13 protein-coding genes are annotated in these 20,954 nt (G+C 60.5%); 4 read left to right on the forward strand and 9 right to left on the reverse strand.

Going from position 1 to position 20,954, the window contains the following annotated elements; all coding sequences use genetic code 11:
- Positions 1–152 precede the first annotated feature (152 nt).
- The 9 genes from BLU01_RS10155 to glnE all read right to left on the reverse strand — a co-directional run bounded on the left by BLU01_RS10155 (position 153) and on the right by glnE (position 11,001).
- On the reverse strand, positions 153–485 hold the full coding sequence (locus tag BLU01_RS10155; protein ID WP_092274278.1) for a YceK/YidQ family lipoprotein: 333 nt from the start codon (positions 483–485) through the stop codon (positions 153–155).
- Between the two features lie 228 nt (positions 486–713).
- On the reverse strand, positions 714–2,165 hold the full coding sequence (locus BLU01_RS10160; protein WP_092274281.1) for a lipopolysaccharide kinase InaA family protein: 1,452 nt from the start codon (positions 2,163–2,165) through the stop codon (positions 714–716).
- Positions 2,165–2,917 (reverse strand): lipopolysaccharide kinase InaA family protein, encoded by a 753-nt coding sequence (locus BLU01_RS10165; RefSeq protein WP_092274285.1) that lies wholly within the window; start codon positions 2,915–2,917, stop codon positions 2,165–2,167. The genes BLU01_RS10160 and BLU01_RS10165 overlap by 1 nt, the downstream gene beginning before the upstream one ends.
- Positions 2,914–3,648 carry a lipopolysaccharide kinase InaA family protein gene (locus tag BLU01_RS10170; protein WP_092274288.1) on the reverse strand — a complete coding sequence of 245 codons (735 nt, stop codon included), beginning with the start codon at positions 3,646–3,648 and terminating at the stop codon, positions 2,914–2,916. The genes BLU01_RS10165 and BLU01_RS10170 overlap by 4 nt, the downstream gene beginning before the upstream one ends.
- Entirely contained in the window at positions 3,648–4,454 is an 807-nt protein-coding gene (gene rfaP / locus BLU01_RS10175; RefSeq protein WP_092274292.1) for a lipopolysaccharide core heptose(I) kinase RfaP, read from the reverse strand. Before rfaP ends, BLU01_RS10170 begins: the two co-directional genes overlap by 1 nt.
- Complete coding sequence (locus BLU01_RS10180) at positions 4,454–5,575, reverse strand: glycosyltransferase family 4 protein (protein WP_092274296.1); 1,122 nt, start codon at positions 5,573–5,575, stop codon at positions 4,454–4,456. Before BLU01_RS10180 ends, rfaP begins: the two co-directional genes overlap by 1 nt.
- On the reverse strand, positions 5,575–6,636 hold the full coding sequence (gene waaC, locus BLU01_RS10185; protein ID WP_092274300.1) for a lipopolysaccharide heptosyltransferase I: 1,062 nt from the start codon (positions 6,634–6,636) through the stop codon (positions 5,575–5,577). Before waaC ends, BLU01_RS10180 begins: the two co-directional genes overlap by 1 nt.
- A 1-nt stretch (position 6,637) precedes the next feature.
- Positions 6,638–7,672, reverse strand: a complete 1,035-nt coding sequence (waaF, locus tag BLU01_RS10190; protein WP_092274304.1) for a lipopolysaccharide heptosyltransferase II — start codon at positions 7,670–7,672, stop codon at positions 6,638–6,640.
- A 389-nt stretch (positions 7,673–8,061) separates the two neighbouring features.
- Positions 8,062–11,001 (reverse strand): bifunctional [glutamate--ammonia ligase]-adenylyl-L-tyrosine phosphorylase/[glutamate--ammonia-ligase] adenylyltransferase, encoded by a 2,940-nt coding sequence (gene glnE / locus BLU01_RS10195; protein WP_092274307.1) that lies wholly within the window; start codon positions 10,999–11,001, stop codon positions 8,062–8,064.
- 384 nt (positions 11,002–11,385) lie between these two features.
- Here glnE and aceE point away from each other — a divergent pair, with 384 nt between their 5' ends.
- The 4 genes from aceE to BLU01_RS10215 all read left to right on the forward strand — a co-directional run bounded on the left by aceE (position 11,386) and on the right by BLU01_RS10215 (position 20,834).
- Positions 11,386–14,031, forward strand: coding sequence for a pyruvate dehydrogenase (acetyl-transferring), homodimeric type (gene aceE, locus BLU01_RS10200; protein WP_092274310.1), 2,646 nt, complete (start codon positions 11,386–11,388; stop codon positions 14,029–14,031).
- An 11-nt stretch (positions 14,032–14,042) separates the two neighbouring features.
- The gene (aceF, locus tag BLU01_RS10205; protein ID WP_092274313.1) at positions 14,043–16,028 is read left to right on the forward strand and encodes a dihydrolipoyllysine-residue acetyltransferase; all 1,986 of its coding nucleotides are present in this window, start codon (positions 14,043–14,045) and stop codon (positions 16,026–16,028) included.
- Positions 16,029–16,306: 278 nt separating this feature from the next.
- On the forward strand, positions 16,307–17,701 hold the full coding sequence (locus BLU01_RS10210; protein ID WP_092274317.1) for an alkaline phosphatase D family protein: 1,395 nt from the start codon (positions 16,307–16,309) through the stop codon (positions 17,699–17,701).
- A 439-nt stretch (positions 17,702–18,140) separates the two neighbouring features.
- Positions 18,141–20,834, forward strand: coding sequence for a sensor domain-containing phosphodiesterase (locus BLU01_RS10215; protein ID WP_092274320.1), 2,694 nt, complete (start codon positions 18,141–18,143; stop codon positions 20,832–20,834).
- Positions 20,835–20,954: the final 120 nt, after the last annotated feature.

A 20,954-nucleotide genomic window follows, 5' to 3' on the forward strand; every position in this document is an offset into this window, starting at 1 on the left:
TGCATGCAGGCGACAAGCGCCTCAAAAATTAATGTGCCCTCGCAAGCGGCGAGAGACAGCTAAAGGGCGGGATTATAGCGTAAACATGAGAGGAATGACCCTGTGGTTGTCAGCCGCTGAAGAAGACTTGCGCCAAACGCCGCTGCGCCAGCTTATCCACGACCCGGACGCCAATACACCGCGATATTCCCATCCGCTACCTGCCGATAGATCGTGTACGGCAACACCACTGTGTCCAGAACCCCTGACAGGCTTAAATCCAGCAGCACCAGCGGCACCATTACGCCGGTGGGGTCGGGCGGTGCGTTGAGCACGCAAAAATCGTAGGCGAGGCCGCTGTAAATGCGCGGGATGGATTGGCAGTAGGTTTTTTGTTTTCTGAGGCTGCGGGCGGCGTCGGCGTCGTCTTGCAGAACCGTGACGGCAGTGCCGCAGCCGGTTAAAAGCAGTGCAAACGTCACCAGCGGAAGCGCTATTTTGATCATCTGAATTTGCCTGTCGGAATCGTCAGACAAGCTAGCACTGGGGTTACTCAGGGCACAGTTCACGGGGTCTGCAGATCATGTAGGACATTTCATTAGAATGTGTCCTCCGTTGGCAGACCGGGTTTTGTGTTGGCTCGGTGGACCCTATCGCGAGCAGGCTCACTCCTGCGGGGAAACGCATTCCGAGTGTAGGAGTGAGCCTGCTCGCGATAGGGCCGCAGGCCCGATTCAGACAGCGCTGGCGATTTCCTTCGGTAAGCGCTGATCAATCACTTGATACAACGCGCTGCCCGGCGGCCAGTTGCGCATGAACCGCGCGCGATCCCGCGCATAAGCCGGGGCGAAGCTGCTGGCCGAGCTGTGCTGGCACATCGAATCGAGGTCGATCAGCGCCCAGCGATCGTTGTGCCAGAACAGGTTATGGCCCTTGAAATCGCCATGGCTGATGCGTTCGCTGATCAGCTCGGCGAACAGATGATCCAGCGCCAGCAACTCGGCCTCGGGCGCGGCGCCACTTTCAACGTACGGCGCAAACCGCTCGATGATGTCCGGGCCCGGCAAGTATTCGGTCACCAGATAAGCCCGGCTGCGCAGCCACAAAAAGCGCTGCTCCAGCAACGCCAACGGTTTTGGCGTGGCGATGCCGAGGAACGCCAGGCGATTGCCCTCGCGCCAGGAATGCCAGGCCCGGCTCGGGCGCCAGAAGCGTTTGAGCCAATGGGCAAAACCCTTGATGTTGTAACGTTTGATGACCAGCGTGCGCCCGGCCACTTCAACCTTGCCAACGCTCGCGGCGCCGCCGGTTTTGTACAAGTGCCCCTGATCGAGTAAAGCATCCGCATGCTCCAGCACCGGCAACATGGCGCTTTGTTCTTCGCGACGAATCGCGCGCAAACCGAACGCGCCGCGCTGGACGCTGAACAGCGTGCAGTCACGCCCGCACTTGATCAGGAAGTCACGCAGACGCCAGCGCCGAACCTTGTCGATCTGCTTCTGCAAGGCTTCCATCGGCAACGCATGTTCGCCATTGCTCAGCAGGTAATAGACCAGCAATTCTTCGGTGAACGGTTCCAGCGACTTCGGCAACTGGGCGAAAAACACCCCGAGGTTTTCCAGAACTTTCTGCCGCGACAACGGCTGGCCCGGCGTTTCGGCGCAAACGCCGCCGCCATCGATCAGATACAACCGACCGCGCTGGCGCAGCAGATTGTCCAGGTGCAAATCTTCCTGCCACAGCCCTTTGCGATGCATTTGGCCGATCGCGCCCAAGGCTTCGGCGAGCACCGCGCCTTGCATGTCGGCGAGCACCGGCAAGTGTTCGACCTGTTTCCAGGTTTCGCCAAGGCTCTCGGCGCCTTCGAGGAAATCGAACAGCAGCCAGCCGCCCTCGCCGTCCTTCAAGCCATCGGCCAACAGCAGCGGCGTGGTCAGGCCCTGAGCGGCGAGCAAACGCACGCCGTCCAGCTCACGTTGGAAGTGCCGCGCGGCTTTGCTGCCGACCAGCAATTTGGCCAGTACCGGCCGGCCACGCCAGACCCCGGCACCGACATAACGCTGGCCCGGCAATACGCGCAACAAGCTGAGCAATTGCAGATCGGCCGGCCCGGCAGCATCGGCCAGTGGAATGTTGATTGGCAAAGTCGGGTTACGGCCGGCGTCCTTCAGTTCGGACAAACGCATCAGCGCGTCTCCTTGTGACTGCGGCGCGCAGTGAGCCGCGACAGCCAGCTATCCACCAGCGGACTGTCGACGGGTTGCTCGACGTAACTCGCCAACAACTCGCGCAGCTGGCTTGGCGTCCACTGCGGCGAACGGCGCACCAGCGGCTCCAGGTCCTTGGTGCGGTCGCGCTGACCGAACAACAAGGGCCGAGTCTTTTCCAGGTCGATCAACTGCGCCTCGTAACCGTCGCCGCTCGCGCGCAGGAAAATATGCTTGGGGTAAAAACAGCCGTGAACCTGACGCACGCCGTGCAGGCGTCGCGCCAGTTGTCCACAGGCTTGCAGAATCGCCGAATGTTGCCCGGCGCTCAAATCGGCCCAGCGCTGCAACAGCGAATCGAGGTCATCCCAGCCGTCCAGCGCGCGGGTCAGGAGAATCGCGCGCACTTCGCCAGCGACTTTGCGCTCGCCGAAAAACACCGCTTGCAGGGCGGGAATGCCCATCCGCTGATAACGCGAAATGTTGCGGAATTCACGGGCAAAACTCGGCTCGCCGAACGGCGCGTGCAAGGTCCGCGTCAGGTAATTGCTCTGGCGCTTGAGGTAAAACCCCTGCCCTTCCAGATCGAGCCGAAACACGCTGCTCCAGCCACCGCCCGCCGTATTGGGTTCATCAACTGCTTCGAGCTGCTTGGCCCACAGTGCGTCGAACGTGCCGAGGCCGTGGCGCTCGAGGAGCGCGCGGTCTTCAGCGGCGAGGAAATCAGTCATTCGCGGCCCTCGAAAAATCTCAGCACGTGGCGGATCCGTTTTTTGTCGGCGGCATTGAGCCGAGGCCGTTGGCTGTATTGCAGGTAAAAGCGCAGGCGTTGGGTCGCCGACAAGTGATATTTCGCCACTTTGTCGAGGCAGGCCAGGTCTTTGGTGATGCGGTACTTGAGCCAGAACCCGCGCCAGAAATCGCCGTTCGGGCAATCGATCAGGAACAGTCGGGCCTGATCGTCGATCAGCAAATTGCGCCACTTCAAGTCGTTATGGGTGAAGCGATTGTCGTGCATGGTCCGGGTATAACCGGCCAATTGCCGACTGACGCCATCGACCCAGGCGCGGTCCGCCAGTTTCGGGTCATTGCGATCAGCCAGGGCCGACAAGTCTTCGGTGTTCGGCAGTTCGCGGGTGATCATCGCGCCACGGTCGTACGCCGCGCCGCGCCGCTCCAGGCCCCACGCCACCACGTCAGCGGTCGGGATGCCCCACTTGGCGAAGCGCTTGAGGTTTTGCCACTCGGCTTTCACCCGTGGCTTGCCCAGATAACGACGCAGGCCTTTGCCGGCGCCGACGTAACGCTTCACGTAGTAATTGACGCCGTCGCGCTTGACGCGGATCAGCTCGGACAACGGGTCCCACGTCATGCGCTCGCCTTGAAGGGCGAATACCGCGTCGAGGTTGCCGAAGTCTTCCGCCAGTTCGCTGTAAGCCGGATCCAGCTTCCAACCCGGCATCAGAGCGCATCCCCGTAACGCTGTTTGCGCTCGTAGAGCTTGTTGGCCTTGCCTTCGAGCCAGCTGAGCAAGCCGGCTTCTTCGCCGAGAATCTGCCGCAGCGGTTGCTGGAAGTAGCCCTTGAGAAAACGCATTTTGTCGCGCCGAGTCAGGCCGATGTCCAACGCCGAAAAGTACAACGCCGCCAGATCCTTGTTGCGCCAGCGCTGGTTGATCTTCGGTCGGGTCTGCGCGCGGTGCAGGTCGATCACCGAGAGTTTGAAGTCCTCGGCAGTCACCGATTTGTCGGTGTGCAGCAGGAAGTGGCAGATGTAGCAGTCGCGGTGGTTGACCCCGGCGCGGTGCATCATGCCGGTCATGCGCGCGACTTCGGCGATCAGCGCTCGCTTGAGTTTCGGCTCCGGCGGGTTTTTCACCCAATCGATGCTGAAGTCTTCGAGGCTGATGGTCGGCGCCAGTTCTTCGGTGACGATGAACGAATGTTGATCCGCCGGGTTGCTGCCCTTTTCGCCATAGGCGACGGCGGTCATGGTCGGCACGCCGACTTCCTGCAGGCGCTGGATGGCTTTCCATTCCTGGCCCGCGCCGAGCACCGGTAGCTTGGCGGTCAGCAGGTTTTTGAAGATTTCGCCCCAGCCAATGCCGCGGTGGATTTTCACGAAAAATCCGTTGCCGTTCACTTCGGTGCGCAAGGTCCGGCGCGCTTCGAGCTCGCGGTACACCTCGCCCTGCAAGCCTTCGACTTCGGCAAACGGATCGCGTCCTGCCCACAGGCTTTTGAACGGTTCAGCCAGCATCAACTTCATTAAGCGTGCTCCGCCAGAATCACATCGGCCGCGTGCTGCGGCATGCTATAGAGGTCGGCCGTCTCGGCGAAGGCCAGACCGTTGCGGCTCCAGGCCGCCCGTGCATCTGCGTCGTGCAACATGTCGCTCAGATAGTGCGTGAGTTGCGCCTGATCGAACGGCTCGTCGAGCACCAGCCCGGCATCGGCCTCGGCGATGTAATGGGCGTAGCCACACACCGCGCTGACCAGCACCGGCAACCCGGCGACCAGCGCTTCAAGGAGCACGGTGCCGGTGTTTTCGTTGTACGCCGGGTGGATCAACAGGTCGGCGCCCAACAGGAAACGCGGGATGTCGCTGCGGCCCTTGAGGAACGTGACGTTGTCGCCAAGCCCCAGCGTGGCGCTCTGCATCTGGAACAATTTGGGGTCGTCCTGGCCAATTACAAACAGCCGTGTGCGTTTCTTCAGATCAGCGGGCAAGGCGGCCAGCGCTTTGAGGCTGCGATCGACGCCTTTGGTCTTGAACCCGGAGCCGATCTGCACCAGCAGCAGATCGTCATCGTTGAGCTTGAATTCAGCACGGAATTCGGCGCGAATCTGCGGCGCATTCGGCGGTGCGCGACGGTCCTGGGAAATCCCCGGCGGCAGCAAATGAAAGCGTTCCAGCGGCGTGTCGTAATGCTTGATGAACAGCGGCTGCTGCACTTCGGAGATCATCAGCACTTCTGTTTTGGCGTCCTTGGCGAACACCGCGCGCTCGTACTCGGCGAAGTGCCGGTAGCGGCCCCAGCGCCGGTACAGCGAATTGCGCAGGTTTTGCGCCTTGTCTTCAAAGCAGCCGTCGGCGGCGTAATACACGTCGAGGCCGGGCATTTTGTTGAAGCCGATCAGGCGATCGACCGGACGTTTGGCCAGATCAGCCTCCATCCATTCGCTGAGTTTTTCGTTGCGCCGGTGATTGAAGAACGCCTTGACCGGCGCCACCAACACTTCGAAACCCGGCGGCACGTCACCTTCCCAAATCAGCGTGTACACACGGATCTGGTGTCCGCGCTGCTGACATTCGAGGGCAATGCGCATGAAATCGCGCTGCAAACCGCCAAACGGGAAATATTTGTAAAGGACAAAAGCCAATTGCATCAGCGCAGCTCCTCAGCCAGTAACAACGTGCTCAGTCGGCTGGCGACACGCTGGGGATTCAGACGCGTGAAGCACAGGGGCCACTCGCGTTTAAGGTCAAACTGACGGGCGTCTTCGGCCGTCGGTTGATAGGTGCATTTCTTTTGCATGCACGGCGCGCACGGGAAGTCGCTGGCGATATGAATCTGCGCCTTGCCGTAAGCGCCGGTCAGGCCCGGGTTGGTCGGGCCGAACAGCGACAGGGTCGGTACGTCGAGCGCGGCAGCGAGGTGACCGAGACCAGTGTCGACGGCCACGCAAGCCTGCGCGCCGGCCAATACTTTGCCGACCCCGGCGAGATTGAGTTTGGGCAGCACTTCGGCATGTCGGAACCCAGCGGCAATGCGCTCGGCGCGGGCCTTCTCGACCGGGTTGCCCCACGGCAGTTTCACCGCGACGCCGAGGTGGCCGACGCGTTCGGCGAGTTCGCGCCAATAGGCTTCCGGCCAGTGTTTGGTGTCCCACGTGGTGCCGTGCAGAAACAACACGTAGGGATTCTTGCGCGGCAATTCGACCAGACGTTCGACGTTGAGGCCGTAATCGCCGAGGCCCTTGGGCAAGTCGTAGCCCAGCGCCAACGCAAACAACTGGCGCACGCGCTCGACCGCGTGCTGGCCACGGCCGACGGCGAGGCGGCGCGAGTAGAACCGCGAAGCCATCGGCTCGCGCGCCGAATCCTTGTCGAGCCCGGCCACCGGGGCCTTGACGTAACGGGTCAGCCAGGCGCTTTTGAGCAGGCCCTGGGCATCGATCACCAAGTCATATTTCGTCGCGCGCACGCTTTGTTTGAAGCGCTTCCACTCGCCGCTTTTGATCGTCTGCCAGATGTTTTTGCGCCAGCGGCGGATCGCCACCGGGATGACTGTGCCCACGGCCGGGTGCCAGGTCGGGATTTCGGCGAAGCCTTCTTCCACCACCCAATCGAAGGTGATGCCGGGGATCGCCCGCGCCGCGTCGGTCAACGCCGGCAACGCGTGAATCACGTCGCCCAGCGAGGAAGTCTTGATCAACAGAACCCGCAAACTAATTGACCTCGACCACAGTGCCCTGCAACCGCTGCAAGGCTTCGTTGACCGGTTGCGGCATGAGCTGGCGCAGGCAGTTGTAATGGCCGAAGCGGCAGGTGCGGTCGAAACACGGGCTGCATTCGAGGCCGAGCCGGACGATTTCGACCTGTTCGGCCAGCGGCGGCGTGAAGCCCGGCGAGGTCGAGCCGTACACCGCGACCAGCGGCCGGTTCAGCGCGGCGGCCACGTGCATCAGCCCGGAATCGTTGGAGACTACGGCGTCGGCGCAGGACAGCAGGTCGATCGCCTCGGCCAGCGAGGTGTCGCCGCTGAGGTTGACCGCCTCTTCACGCAGGCCGGGAATCAGCCGCGCGCGGATGTCTTCGCCGACCGAGTGATCGTTTTTCGAGCCGAACAGCCAGACTTGCCAGCCTTCGCGAATCTTGGTTTCGGCGACTTTGGCGTAGTGCTCGGACGGCCAGCGCTTGGACTCGCCAAACTCGGCGCCAGGGCACAGCGCCAGCACCGGACGGTCGAGGCTCAGGCCGAATTTGCCCAGCGCCGCTTCGCGGGTGACCGGGTCGATTTGCAGGCTCGGGCGCGGATAAGGCTGCGGCAGTTCGGCGCCCGGTTCGTAGGCCAGGGCCATGAAGCGCTCGATCATCAGCGGGTAACGTTGTTTATCCAGCGTGCGCACGTCGTTGAGCAGGCCGTAGCGGAATTCGCCGCGCCAACCGGTGCGTTTCGGGATGCCGGCGAAGAACGGCACCAGCGCCGATTTCAACGAATTGGGCAGCAGGATCGCCTGGTCGTACTGGCCGGCCAGGGATTTGCCGATGCGTCGACGGGTCGCCAGCTCGAGGGCGCCGTGGCCGAGCGGGAAGCTCAAGGCCTGACGCACTTCGGGCATGCGCTCAAGGATCGGCCGGCTCCACTCGGGGGCCAGCACGTCGATTTCGCATTGCGGGTGGCGCTGCTTGAGGCACTGAAACAGTGTCTGCGCCATCACCATGTCACCGACCCAACTGGGCCCAACGATCAGAATTTTCATGTGGTTTCCAAAAACGAACCGGGGAGGCATACGCCTCCCCGCCTCGATAATCACTGCAAAAGCGGGCCTGCCTGCGATGGGTCATCACCTTCAACATGACTGTCGACTGTCACTCCGCTATCGCGAGCAGGTCGAAACGTCGAACCGTCGCTCCCACATTGGGTATTGGTGCACATCCAGTGCGATGTAGCTTAGCCGCTTCAATCTTCCAAACACCGCAGGTCTACTTGGGGCATTGGTGCCTCAATCCAGCAAACACTGAAAATCGACTGTGGGAGCGAGCTTGCTCGCGATGGGGTCCTGACAGTCACTAAAAACATTGGATGTGACGGCCTCATCGCGAGCAAGCTCGCTCCCACAGGGGTGTTCGTTGCTGCGTATAAACGGTTTCAGCTCAACCCCAGCTCTTTCCAGATCCGCAATACCTGCCGTCGTTCGTCCGCGAACTGGTCGCCCGGGATGACCCCCGGATCCTTCTGCAACGCCTGCCGGTGGGCGGCGGAGCGGTAGGCTTTGTAGGCCTCGCGCAGCAGGCTGGCGTCTTCGCCAGGCATCAGGCCTTCCTGTTCCAACCCTTCCAGAATGCGGATGTTATCGGTCCAGCGGAGCAATGACGGGTGCTGTTCGGACCACGCCAGGGCCGCGTATTGCACCATAAATTCAATATCGACGATACCTCCGGCGTCCTGCTTGAGATCGAACGGCGCCGTGGCTTCGAAGGCATTTGCCGCAGTGCCGGCGGCCGTGCTCTTGCTGCCGAGGTTATCGCGCATCTTGGCGCGCATCTCGCTGACCTCCTGGCGCAAGGTCGGCAAATCCCGCGCCTTGCCCAAAATAGACGCGCGAACCTTCTCGAACGCCTGGCCGACATCCTTGCTGCCGACCAGCACCCGCGCGCGCACCAACGCCTGATGTTCCCAGGTCCAGGCTTCGTTTTCCTGATATCGCGCAAACGCGCCGAGCGAACTCACCAGCAACCCCGAAGCACCGGACGGGCGCAGGCGCATGTCGACTTCATACAATTGCCCGGAGTTGGTCTGCGTCGTCATCAAATGAATGATCCGCTGGCCAAGCCGAGTGAAAAATTGCGCGCCGTCGATAGGTTTCGGGCCATCGGTTTCAGCCTGCGGGTCGCCATCGTGGATGAACACCAAGTCCAGGTCGGAACCATGCCCCAACTCCAGCCCACCGACTTTGCCGTAACCGACAATGATGAAGCCCGGATCACACAATGTGCCGTCATTGCGCAGCGGCGTGCCGTATTTGGCCACCGTCTGGCGCCACGCCAGCGCCAACACCTGCTCAAGAATCGCCTCGGCGAGCCAGGTCAGGTAATCGCTGACTTTCATCAACGGCAGGCTGCCGGCGATTTCCGAGGCGGCGACGCGCAAGCGGTGGGCCAATTTGAAATGGCGCAAGGCTTCCATCTGTTGTTCGAGGTCATCCTCGGGAATACGCGTCAGGCGTTCGCGCAATTCGGCGGCCAATTCCGGCGCCAAGGGCGGCTTGAACAAGCGGCCCTCGTTGAGCAACTCATCCAGCAGCAACGGGAAACGGGTGATCTGTTCGGCAATCCACGGGCTCGCGGCGCACAAGGTCAACAAACGTCGCAGCGCCCCAGGGTTTTCCGTGAGCAACACCAGATACGCCGAGCGCCGCGCCACCGCTTCAACCAGCGGCAGCACCCGTTCCAGCACCAGATCAGGATTGGCGTGTTCAACCGCCTGCGCCAGCAAGCGTGGAATAAAGGCATCAAGCCGTTCCCGGCCGAGACGCTGCATCGCCCGCAATTGCGGACTGCCGCGCAATCCGGCCAAGGTTTTCAGGGCTTTGGCAGCATCGACGAAACCGCCCTCCTCCAGTTGTCGGCAAGCAGCCTCTTCGTCCTGCTCCTCTTCCCACAACGGCAACCATTCGCCGCCGACCACCACTTCGGCCTCGGTGCCTTGCTCTTCATCAGGATCGGCAATCACTTGCGCAAAGTGCCACGCGACCCGGCCGCGCCAGTGCATGAGCTGCTGGTGAAACGCGGCCCAATCGGCAAACCCGAGCATAAAGGCAATTCGCGCCTGATCCTGCTCGTCGTCCGGCAACATCTGCGTCTGGCGGTCGGCAATTGCCTGGATCGCGTGCTCGGTGTAGCGCAAAAATTCATAACCTTCGCGCAACTCGCTGACCACCGCTGCTGGCAAGTAACCCTGACCTTCAAGCGTACTCAGCACTTTTAATAGAGGACGTTGCTGCAGGCTCAAGTCGCGGCCGCCGTGGATCAACTGGAATGCCTGAGCGATAAATTCCACTTCGCGGATGCCGCCGGAGCCGAGCTTGATGTTGTCGGCCATGCCTTTGCGCCGCACTTCCTGCTGGATCAACTGCTTCATGGTGCGCAGCGCTTCGATCGCCGAGAAGTCCAGATAGCGCCGATAAACGAACGGCCGCAGCAGTTCTTGCAACTGCGCGCCGGCCACTTGATCGCCGGCCACCACGCGCGATTTGATCATCGCGTAGCGCTCCCAGTCGCGGCCCTGATCCTGGTAATACTGCTCCAGCGCGTTGAAGCTCAACACCAGCGCGCCGGCCGAACCATAGGGGCGCAGACGCATGTCGACGCGGAAGACAAAACCGTCGACGGTCATCGGGTCCAGCGCTTTGATCAGGCGTTGGCCGAGGCGGATAAAAAATTCCTGGTTATCCAGCGAGCGCTTCACGCCGACGGTTTCGCCGCCCTCGGGGTAGGCGAAAATCAGGTCGATGTCGGACGACAGGTTGAGCTCCACGGCGCCGAGCTTGCCCATGCCGAGGATGACCATTTGCTGCGGCTCGCCACTGCGTCGCCCGGTCGGCACGCCGAACTGCTGGCAGTGCCGCGCGTACAACCATTGATAAGCCTGATCGATGCTCGCATCGGCCATGTCCGAGAGGTCGCGGCAGGTCTGGATCAGGTCGGCCTGGCGCGTCAGGTCGCGCCAGATGATGCGCACTTGATGGCGGGTGCGCTGGCGCCGGAGCGCGCGGCCGAGTTCATCTTCGGTTTGCGCCGCGTTCACCGCGGCGGCGATCTGCGCGCACAACTCGCCAGGCGCCAGGCTGCGATCCAGTTCGCCGGACTGCACCAGCGTCAGCAACATCAAAGGGTCACGAACACTCTGTTCAATCACGAAATCGCTGGCGGCGGTGACGCGGGCAAATTGCGCCCAGCGTTCAGGCGTCCAGGTGGACAGCCCCTGTTCGTCGTCCAATAAAGCGACGGCCGCGCGGAACGACTCATCGGAACGGCTGACCAATGGCTGGAGAATGGCGGGCAGTTGGGCAAGCGAAGGCAGGGTCATGGTCTATCCTTGATCGGCGTGTGAAAGGCTGCATGTAGTGATTCTTGGAAAGCCGCTACGTGACCGACTGTCGAACAAAGGTTAGAAATAGCTGAAATTTCTTTTATTTTGGCAGCCAGCATCAAGCTTTCACCTTTTCTGGTTGGCAAAAGACCAACCTTAACGATTATTCTCACAACGCAGCCGGAGGCCACAAGCCATTCATCTGTAGTTTTACTACTCGTCTATACATTCGAAAGGCTGAAATGCCCGATGATTTGTAGTAAAACTACACGCCGCCGGAACATACCTCTCGGCAATCCAAGAATTTATATCGTCTGCCCACAAGGCCAGTCGCAAACTCAGGCAACCGATTCTGGAAGCCTTTCCGCCCTGGAGCAAGCCATGCAAGACCTCGATCCCGTCGAAACCCAGGAATGGCTGGACGCCCTGGAATCGGTTCTCGACAAAGAAGGCGAAGACCGCGCTCACTATCTGATGACCCGTATGGGCGAATTGGCGACCCGCAGCGGTTCGCAATTGCCTTACGCCATCACCACGCCATACCGCAACACCATTCCTGTTACCCACGAAGCACGCATGCCTGGCGACCTGTTCATGGAACGCCGCATTCGCTCGTTGGTGCGCTGGAACGCGATGGCCATGGTGATGCGCACGAATCTGAAAGATTCGGACCTGGGCGGTCACATTTCCAGCTTCGCTTCCAGTGCGACCCTGTATGACATCGGCTTCAACTACTTCTTCCAGGCCCCGACCGACGAACACGGCGGCGACCTGATCTACTTCCAGGGCCACACCTCGCCAGGCGTTTACGCCCGTGCATTCATGGAAGGTCGCATCACCGAAGACCAGATGAACAACTTCCGTCAGGAAGTTGATGGTCAAGGCCTGTCGTCCTATCCACACCCGTGGCTGATGCCCGATTTCTGGCAGTTCCCGACCGTTTCCATGGGTCTGGGTCCGATCCAGGCGATCTACCAGGCACGTTTCATGAAGTACCTGGAAGCGCGCGGCTTCATTCCTGAAGGCAAGCAGAAAGTCTGGTGCTTCCTGGGCGACGGCGAGTGTGACGAGCCGGAATCCCTGGGCGCAATCTCGCTGGCTGGCCGCGAGAAGCTCGACAACCTGATCTTCGTCATCAACTGCAACCTGCAGCGCCTCGACGGCCCGGTTCGCGGCAACGGCAAGATCATCCAGGAACTCGAAGGCGTGTTCCGTGGTGCTCAGTGGAACGTGACCAAAGTCATCTGGGGCCGTTTCTGGGACCCACTGCTGGCCAAAGACGTCGACGGCATCCTGCAACGTCGCATGGACGAAGTCATCGACGGCGAGTACCAGAACTACAAAGCCAAAGACGGCGCGTTCGTTCGTGAACACTTCTTCAACACGCCTGAACTGAAGGCGATGGTTGCTGATCTGTCCGACGACGAGATCTGGAAACTCAACCGTGGCGGCCACGACCCGTACAAGGTCTATGCGGCTTACCACGAAGCGGTCAACCACAAAGAACAACCAACCGTCATCCTCGCCAAGACCATCAAGGGTTATGGCACCGGTGCCGGCGAAGCGAAGAACACCGCGCACAACACCAAGAAAGTTGATGTTGAAAGCCTGAAGCTGTTCCGCGATCGTTTCGACATCCCGGTAAAAGACGAAGAGCTGGAGAACCTGCCGTTCTTCAAGCCTGAGCCAAACAGTGCCGAAGCCCGTTACCTGAGCGAGCGCCGCACCGCACTCGGCGGTTTCGTGCCACAGCGCCGCGCCAAGAGCTTCGATATTCCGACGCCGCCGCTCGACACCCTCAAGGCAATCCTTGACGGTTCCGGCGACCGTGAGATTTCCACCACCATGGCTTTCGTGCGGATCCTCGCGCAACTGGTCAAGGACAAGGAAATCGGCTCGCGCATCGTTCCGATCATCCCGGACGAAGCCCGTACCTTCGGTATGGAAGGCATGTTCCGTCAGTTGGGCATCTACTCTTCCGTCGGCCAGTTGTACGATCCGGTCGATAAAGACCAGGTGATGTTCTACAAGGAAGACAAGAAGGGCCAGATCCTCGAAGAAGGCATCAACGAAGCGGGCGCCATGAGCTCCTTCATCGCTGCCGGTACTTCGTACTCCAGCCACAACCAGCCAATGCTGCCGTTCTACATCTTCTATTCGATGTTCGGCTTCCAGCGTATCGGCGACCTCGCCTGGGCCGCTGGCGACAGCCGTACCCGTGGTTTCCTGATCGGCGGCACCGCCGGCCGAACCACGCTGAACGGCGAAGGCCTGCAACACGAAGATGGTCACAGCCACATCCTGGCCGGCACCATCCCGAACTGCCGCACCTTTGATCCAACCTACGGCTATGAGCTGGCGGTGATCATCCAGGACGGCATGAAGAAGATGACCGAAGAGCAGCAGGACGTTTTCTACTACATCACCGTGATGAACGAGTCCTACCAGCAGCCAGCCATGCCGGCCGGTGTCGAGGAAGGCATCATCAAGGGCATGTACCTGCTCGAAGAAGACACCCGCGAGGCGGCGCACCACGTTCAGCTGATGGGCTCCGGCACCATCCTGCGTGAAGTCCGTGAAGCAGCGAAGATTCTGCGCGAAGAGTTCAACATCGGCGCTGACGTCTGGAGCGTTACCAGCTTCAACGAACTGCGTCGCGATGGCCTGGCCGTCGAGCGCAGCAACCGTCTGAAGCCTGGCCAGAAGCCTCAGGTGAGCTACGTCGAAGAGTGCCTGAGCGGCCGTAAAGGTCCGGTCATTGCCTCTACCGACTACATGAAGCTGTTCGCCGAACAAATTCGTCAGTGGGTCCCGTCCAAGGAATTCAAGGTCTTGGGCACCGACGGTTTCGGTCGCAGTGACAGCCGTAAAAAGCTGCGTCACTTCTTCGAAGTCGATCGTCATTTCGTGGTGTTGGCAGCCCTGGAAGCCTTGGCTGACCGTGGTGATATCGAACCTAAGGTGGTGGCCGAGGCTATCGTCAAGTTCGGGATCAACCCGGAAAAACTCAACCCACTGGACTGCTGAGGAGACAATCTGTGAGCGAACTCATTCGAGTACCTGACATCGGCAGCGGTGAAGGTGAAGTAATCGAACTATTTGTGAAGGTCGGCGACCGTATCGAAGCCGAGCAGAGCATCCTGACGCTTGAGTCGGACAAGGCCAGCATGGAAGTGCCTGCGCCGAAGGCCGGTATCGTCAAAAGCCTGAAAGTGAAGCTGGGCGATCGCCTGAAAGAAGGCGACGAGTTGCTGGAGCTGGAAGTCGAAGGGGACGCTGCGCCGGCTCCTGCGGCTGACGCGCCGGCCGGTGCTCCGGCCGCCAAGGCTGAAGCGGCTCCTGCGGCTGCACCTGCCGCCGCTGCTCCAGCTGCCGCGCCTGCTGCCGCTTCGGTTCAGCAGGTTCACGTGCCGGACATCGGTTCGTCGGGCAAGGCTCAGATCATCGAGATCCAGGTCAAGGTCGGCGACACCGTCGAGGCTGATCAATCGCTGATCACCCTGGAATCCGACAAGGCCAGCATGGAAATCCCATCGCCAGTTGCTGGCGTGGTCAAGAGCATCAGCGTCAAGCTCAACGACGAAGTCGGCACCGGCGACCTGATTCTGGACCTGGAAGTGGCGGGTGCTGCGGCGGGTGCTGCGGCCCCTGCTGCTGCCGCGCCAGCTCAGGCTGCTGCGCCGGCTCCGGCCGCCGCTGCTGCTCCAGCCGCCGCGCCTGCCGCACCGGCCGCCGACACCGTTCAGGACATTCATGTTCCGGACATCGGTTCGTCGGGCAAAGCCAAGATCATCGAAGTCCTGGTCAAGGCTGGCGACACCGTCACCGCCGACCAGTCGCTGATCACCCTGGAATCCGACAAGGCGAGCATGGAAATCCCATCGCCAGCCGCTGGCGTGGTGGAAAGCGTTTCCATCAAGCTGGATGACGAAGTCGGTACTGGCGACCTGATCCTGAAACTCAAAGTCAAAGGCGCTGCGCCTGCTGCTGCACCGGCTCCGGCTGCTGCACCTGCGGCGGCCAAGACTGAAGCGGCTCCTGCTGCTGCGGCCGCATCGGCACCTGCTGCAACTGCTTCGGCACCTGTTGCACCAGCCAAACCGGGCGCCAAGGTTCACGCCGGCCCGGCGGTACGCCAATTGGCGCGCGAGTTCGGCGTCGAGCTGAGCGCGGTCAGCCCAAGCGGTCCGCACGGTCGCGTCTTGAAAGAAGACGTGCAGGTTTACGTCAAAGCGATGATGCAGAAGGCCAAGGAAGCACCGGCCGCTGGCGGCGCAACCGGTGGCGCGGGCATCCCGCCGATTCCGGTCGTGGACTTCAGCCGTTTCGGCGAAACCGAAGAAGTGCCGATGACTCGCCTGATGCAAATCGGCGCGTCGAGCCTGCACCGTAGCTGGTTGAACATCCCGCACGTGACTCAGTTCGATTCGGCTGATATCACCGACCTGGAAGCGTTCCGCATCGCCCAGAAAGCCGTCGCAGAGAAGGCCGGCGTCAAGCTGACCATCCTGCCGCTGCTGCTCAAGTCGTGCGCACACCTGCTCAAGGAACTGCCGGACTTCAACAGTTCGCTGGCACCAAGCGGCAAGGCGATCATCCGCAAGAAATACGTGAACATCGGCTTCGCCGTCGACACCCCTGAAGGCCTGCTGGTACCGGTCATCAAGAACGTCGACCAGAAGAGCCTGTTGCAACTGGCAGCCGAAGCCGCTGCGCTGGCCGCCAAGGCCCGCGACAAGAAGCTCACCGCTGACGACATGCAAGGCGCCTGCTTCACCATTTCCAGCCTCGGCCACATTGGCGGCACCGGCTTCACGCCGATCGTCAACGCGCCGGAAGTGGCGATCCTCGGTGTTTCCAAGGCAACCATCCAGCCAGTCTGGGACGGCAAAGCCTTCCAGCCGAAACTGATGCTGCCACTGTCGTTGTCCTACGATCACCGTGTGATCAACGGCGCCGCAGCCGCTCGCTTCACCAAGCGCCTGAGCGACCTGCTGGCCGACATCCGCACCATTCTGCTGTAAACCCAAACAAGCCCTCCTTCACCGGAGGGCTCGTTGCGTTCCACGTTTTCCGAGCGCCACGCTCGTACCTCAACCCCGCCAATTTGGCGGGGCTTTTTTTTGCCTTGAATAAATGCAGAGCTTCTTCCTACAGCCTCCGCTTATTTGGCCCACAAACCCGGTCCACTTCTGCCCGATATTTTTTGCCAGTCAGTAACTAGTCTTAGTTGCATGAAGTTCAAGACGAACTTCCACATCCTTAATTGCTTAGTTAGCACAAACTTCGAATGGATTCGAATATGTTCAAACCCACTGTCGGCCCGATTATTGGTCACACTACAACTAACCATGCACGTATATTCTTGCGCGGCGACACTCAGAAAGATGCAGCAGTATTTGCCGGCATACGTTATCGGCGATCAGGTGAAGAGCGTTGGACCAAAGGTGTGTTTACCAGACTTCGGACACAACGGGACATGTCCGATGTCATTGCGTTGAATGACCTGCATGAAGACACCGAATACGAATATCAAACCGGCTGGCTCAGCCCGATGAGCCCGGTGCACACCGTGGACACCGTGCAAGAGCTGCCACTGCAATGGCCGCGCGAGGTGTATCGCTTTCGCACCCGCTCCAGCAAATCCACCCTGCCCCGTGCTTACATCGTCGGCTCGTGCCGCTATTTGCGCATGACCGCAGGCATACCGTCGGCGCCGCAGTTGGGCGACCGGATTTTCGCCTCGATCTCGCGATTGGCGGCACAGGCCAACCCGCCGATCAGCGCCACACTGATGACCGGCGACCAGATCTACGTCGATGACTTGAACCGTTTTGCTCCCGACCGCGATTATCAACAGATTCTCAGCAAGTACCGCACGGCGTTCGCCCAACCGAACATCAACAAGTTGATGTCTAACACAGCGACTTACATGATCCTCGACGATCATGAGATTGAAGATAATTGGCCAGCCAACAAAAGCAAGAACGATGATTATCTGTATAAAAACGCAATGGACGCCTATGAGTTATACCAAGCCAGCCATAGCCCGGCGCATGGACTACTGGCCAACGGACAAGTCAATCCGCAACTAAAACAGTATTGGTATCAATTCGCCGAGGGCGATATTGAATGGTTTGTCACTGACAGCCGCACCCGGCGCGACTTGTCTGCCGGCAATCGACGAATTCTCGATAAAGAGCAGGAAGAGGCGCTGCTCAAATGGCTGATCCACAGTCCGGCACGGGTCAAGTTTGTGGTCACCAGCGTGATGTTTTACCCCGACCGCAAAAGCCTCGGCGACGATGCCTGGAAGGCATTTCCGGAACAGCGCCTACGCCTGCTGGAGACCATTCGTACGCAGCGCATCCCGAATGTCTTCATCATTTCCGGAGATGTCCACGGCTCCCTGACCAGTCGCCTGACCCACAGCGAAGACCCTGACTTCGAAGTGCACACCATCGTCTCGTCGCCGCTATGCAACAGCAAACTGCTGCCGTACGCCCGGGAATCGACGTTTATCCTGGACAAGCCATTGGCGCAAACCGCGGCCGGGGACTATCGGCATGAACTGACCAGCAAAGTGGTCAGCCAGGACAACTTTGCCCATTTGCTGGTCGAGGCCAAGCAGATCCGCGTCAACTACCACGACCGCGACGGCGAACTGCTGCAATCGATCAGCATTCCGTTGCGTTAAGGCTGCACACCCCGGTGACAGCGACTCACTAGGGTTAGGGTTGAAACTGGAATTGCGACAAATGCAGATGCAGATGCTGTAATCAAAACCAAACCAGTGGCGAGCGAGCTTGCTCGCGCTGGGCTGCGCAGCGGCCCCAAAATCCAGTGAGCGCTGCGCACTCAAACGCGAGCAAGCTCGCTCGCCACAGATGCATCATCAACCCACAGTCGCTTCACCAGCCCCACAGTCGCCTCTCCAGCCGCAAAAATCGCCGGCATGAACATTACTTTCACCCCGGCGCTGGAGAAATCCTTCGTCCTGCCGACATATTCTTATAGCACTTGGCCTTCATCACTCTTGTCAGTCGGTGCCGCAATGATGCAACCTTGCCGCAGGCAACAGTGACGAGGGCGAAAGCCCGGCGCGATCAGCATATTCGAAGCGAGTTTCCCTCCATATGAAGAGCCAACCCGATGCCGCCAGCCGTATGGTGGCCGAGGTAGTGACGCAGTTGCCTGTGCCCTCGCGGCTCGGCATGCTGCGTTTCGAACGGCTGAATGAAGCGAGCTGGGCGCTGCTGTTCCTCGATCCCAATTGCGAACGCCAATTCGGCCTGCCGGCGGTGGAACTCTGTGCGCTGGTCGGCTCGCCGTACGCGAGCCTGATGGAGCCCGAAGCGCGCTATCAGCTGCACGACGCGATCCAGCAACAACTCACCGAAAGTCCGCATTACCTGGTGCGCTACACCTTGCACACCGCCGCCGGGACCTTGAGCCTGCTGGAACTCGGCGAAGCCTACAAACAACACAATCGACACCTGCTGCGCGGCTACCTGTTAGTTGTCGACGGCTTGTTCGACGGTGAAATACAGCTGCCGGCGCTGGACCTCGAAACTCAGAATTCGCGCCTGCAAATCGCTCTCGAACTCAACCAGCGTGCCCAGCAAGAACAATTGCAGCACCTGGACCGCGTGCGTGCCCAGCAAGACCTGATTCTGCTGCTGACCCGTCAGCGCTACACCACCAGCAACTCGTTGCAGGAAGCCGCCGAGCTGATCACTCGTTGCGCCTGCGACATCTACGAAATCGATTGCGCCAGCCTGTGGAACCTCGAAGGTTCGATGCTGGTGCCGATCTCGGCGTATCACCGCGCCACGCAGGAATACCAACTGCCGGAGCCGATCGACGTCAGCAGCTTCCCCGACTACCTCGAAGCCTTGCACAGCAGCCGCGCCATCGACGCGCACAACGCGATTCGCGACCCGCGCACCCGCGACATGGCCGAAAGCCTGCGCCCGCGTGACGTCAACGCCATGCTCGACGCCAGTATTCGCGTCGATGGCCAAGTGGTCGGCGTGTTGTGCCTGGAGCAGACCGGTGCGACCCGCGCCTGGCAGTCAGACGAAATCGCTTTTGCCGGCGAGCTCGCGGACCAGTTCGCCCAAGTCATCAACAACCACAACCGGCGCACCGCCACCAGCGCCCTGCACCTGTTCCAGCGTGCCGTGGAGCAAAGCGCCAACGCGTTTTTGCTGGTCAATTGCGACGGCGTGGTCGAGTACGTCAACCCGAGCTTCACCGCGATCACCCAATACAGCACCGAAGAAGTCCACGGGCAGATGCTCTCGGAACTGCCGGCGCTGGAAAACCTCAGCGAACTGCTGTTCGACGCGCCCTCGGCGCTGGCCAAAAGCAACAGTTGGCAGGGCGAATTCAAAAGCCGTCGCAAAAACCTCGAACCGTACTGGGGCCAGTTGTCGATCTCCAAGGTGTATGGCGACAACCGCGAGTTGACGCATTACATCGGCATCTACGAAGACATCACCCAGACCAAACTCGCGCAGCAGCGCATCGAGCGCCTGGCCTACACCGACAACCTGACCAACCTCGGCAACCGGCCGGCGTTCATTCGCAACCTCGACGAGCGCTTCGCTCGCGACAGCGATACGCCGATCAGCCTGTTGCTGGTGGACATCGACAACTTCAAGCGGATCAACGACAGCCTCGGCCACCAGACTGGCGACAAACTGCTGATCAGCCTTTCCCGACGCCTGCGCAACAGCCTGAGCCCGAGCGGCAGCCTGGCGCGTTTCGCCAGTAACGAATTCGCCGTGTTGCTCGACAACACCGACCTCGCCGCCGGCCAGCAAGTCGCCAACCAATTGCTGGCGACGCTCGACAAACCGATGTTCGTCGACAACCAGTTGATCAGCGTTACCGGTTCGGTCGGCCTCGCCTGCGCGCCGCTGCATGGCCGCGATCCGCAGACGTTGATGCGCAACGCCGGTCTGGCGCTGCACAAGGCCAAAGCCAACGGCAAACATCAGGTGCAGGTGTTCACCGAAGCGCTGAACGCCGAAGCCAGTTACAAATTGTTCGTCGAAAACAACCTGCGCCGCGCGCTCACGCAGAACGAGCTGGACGTGTTCTACCAGCCAAAACTGTGCCTGCGCAGCGGCCGCCTGCTGGGCATGGAAGCGTTGCTGCGCTGGAATCATCCGGAAAAAGGCATGATTCGCCCGGACCAGTTCATCAGCGTCGCCGAAGAAACCGGCCTGATCATTCCGATTGGCAAATGGATTGCCCGCCAGGCTTGCCGCATGAGCAAAGACCTGACCGCCGCCGGGCTGGGCAATCTGCAAGTGGCGATCAACCTGTCGCCCAAGCAGTTCTCCGACCCGGACCTGGTGGCGTCCATCGCCAGCATCCTCAAGGAAGAAGCGCTGCCGGCCAATCTGCTTGAACTGGAACTGACGGAAGGTTTGCTGCTGGAAGCCACCGAAGACACGCACTTGCAGCTCGACCAGCTCAAGCGTCTGGGCCTGACCCTGGCCATGGACGACTTCGGCACCGGTTATTCGTCGCTGAGCTATCTGAAGAAATTCCCGATCGACATCATCAAGATCGATCGCAGCTTCATCCACGAAATTCCGGACAACCAGGACGACATGGAAATCACCTCAGCGGTGATCGCCATGGCGCACAACCTGAAACTCAAGGTCGTGGCGGAAGGTATCGAGACGGCCGAGCAATTGGCGTTCCTGCGCCGCCATCGTTGCGATGTCGGCCAGGGTTACCTGTTCGACCGGCCAATCCCCGGCTCCGAGCTGATCGAAAAGCTCCGACGCTACCCGCGCGGCCCGATTGCCTGACATAACACCGCAAAACCCCTGTGGAACACCCTAATCCCTGTGGCGAGGAGGCTTGCCCCCGTTTGAGTGCGCAGCACTCACAAGATCTTTGTTACCTCAGATATTTTGGGGCTGCTTCGC

It is taken from the genome of Pseudomonas prosekii, from assembly GCF_900105155.1.
In the GTDB taxonomy this organism is placed as follows: Bacteria; Pseudomonadota; Gammaproteobacteria; order Pseudomonadales; family Pseudomonadaceae; genus Aquipseudomonas; species Aquipseudomonas prosekii.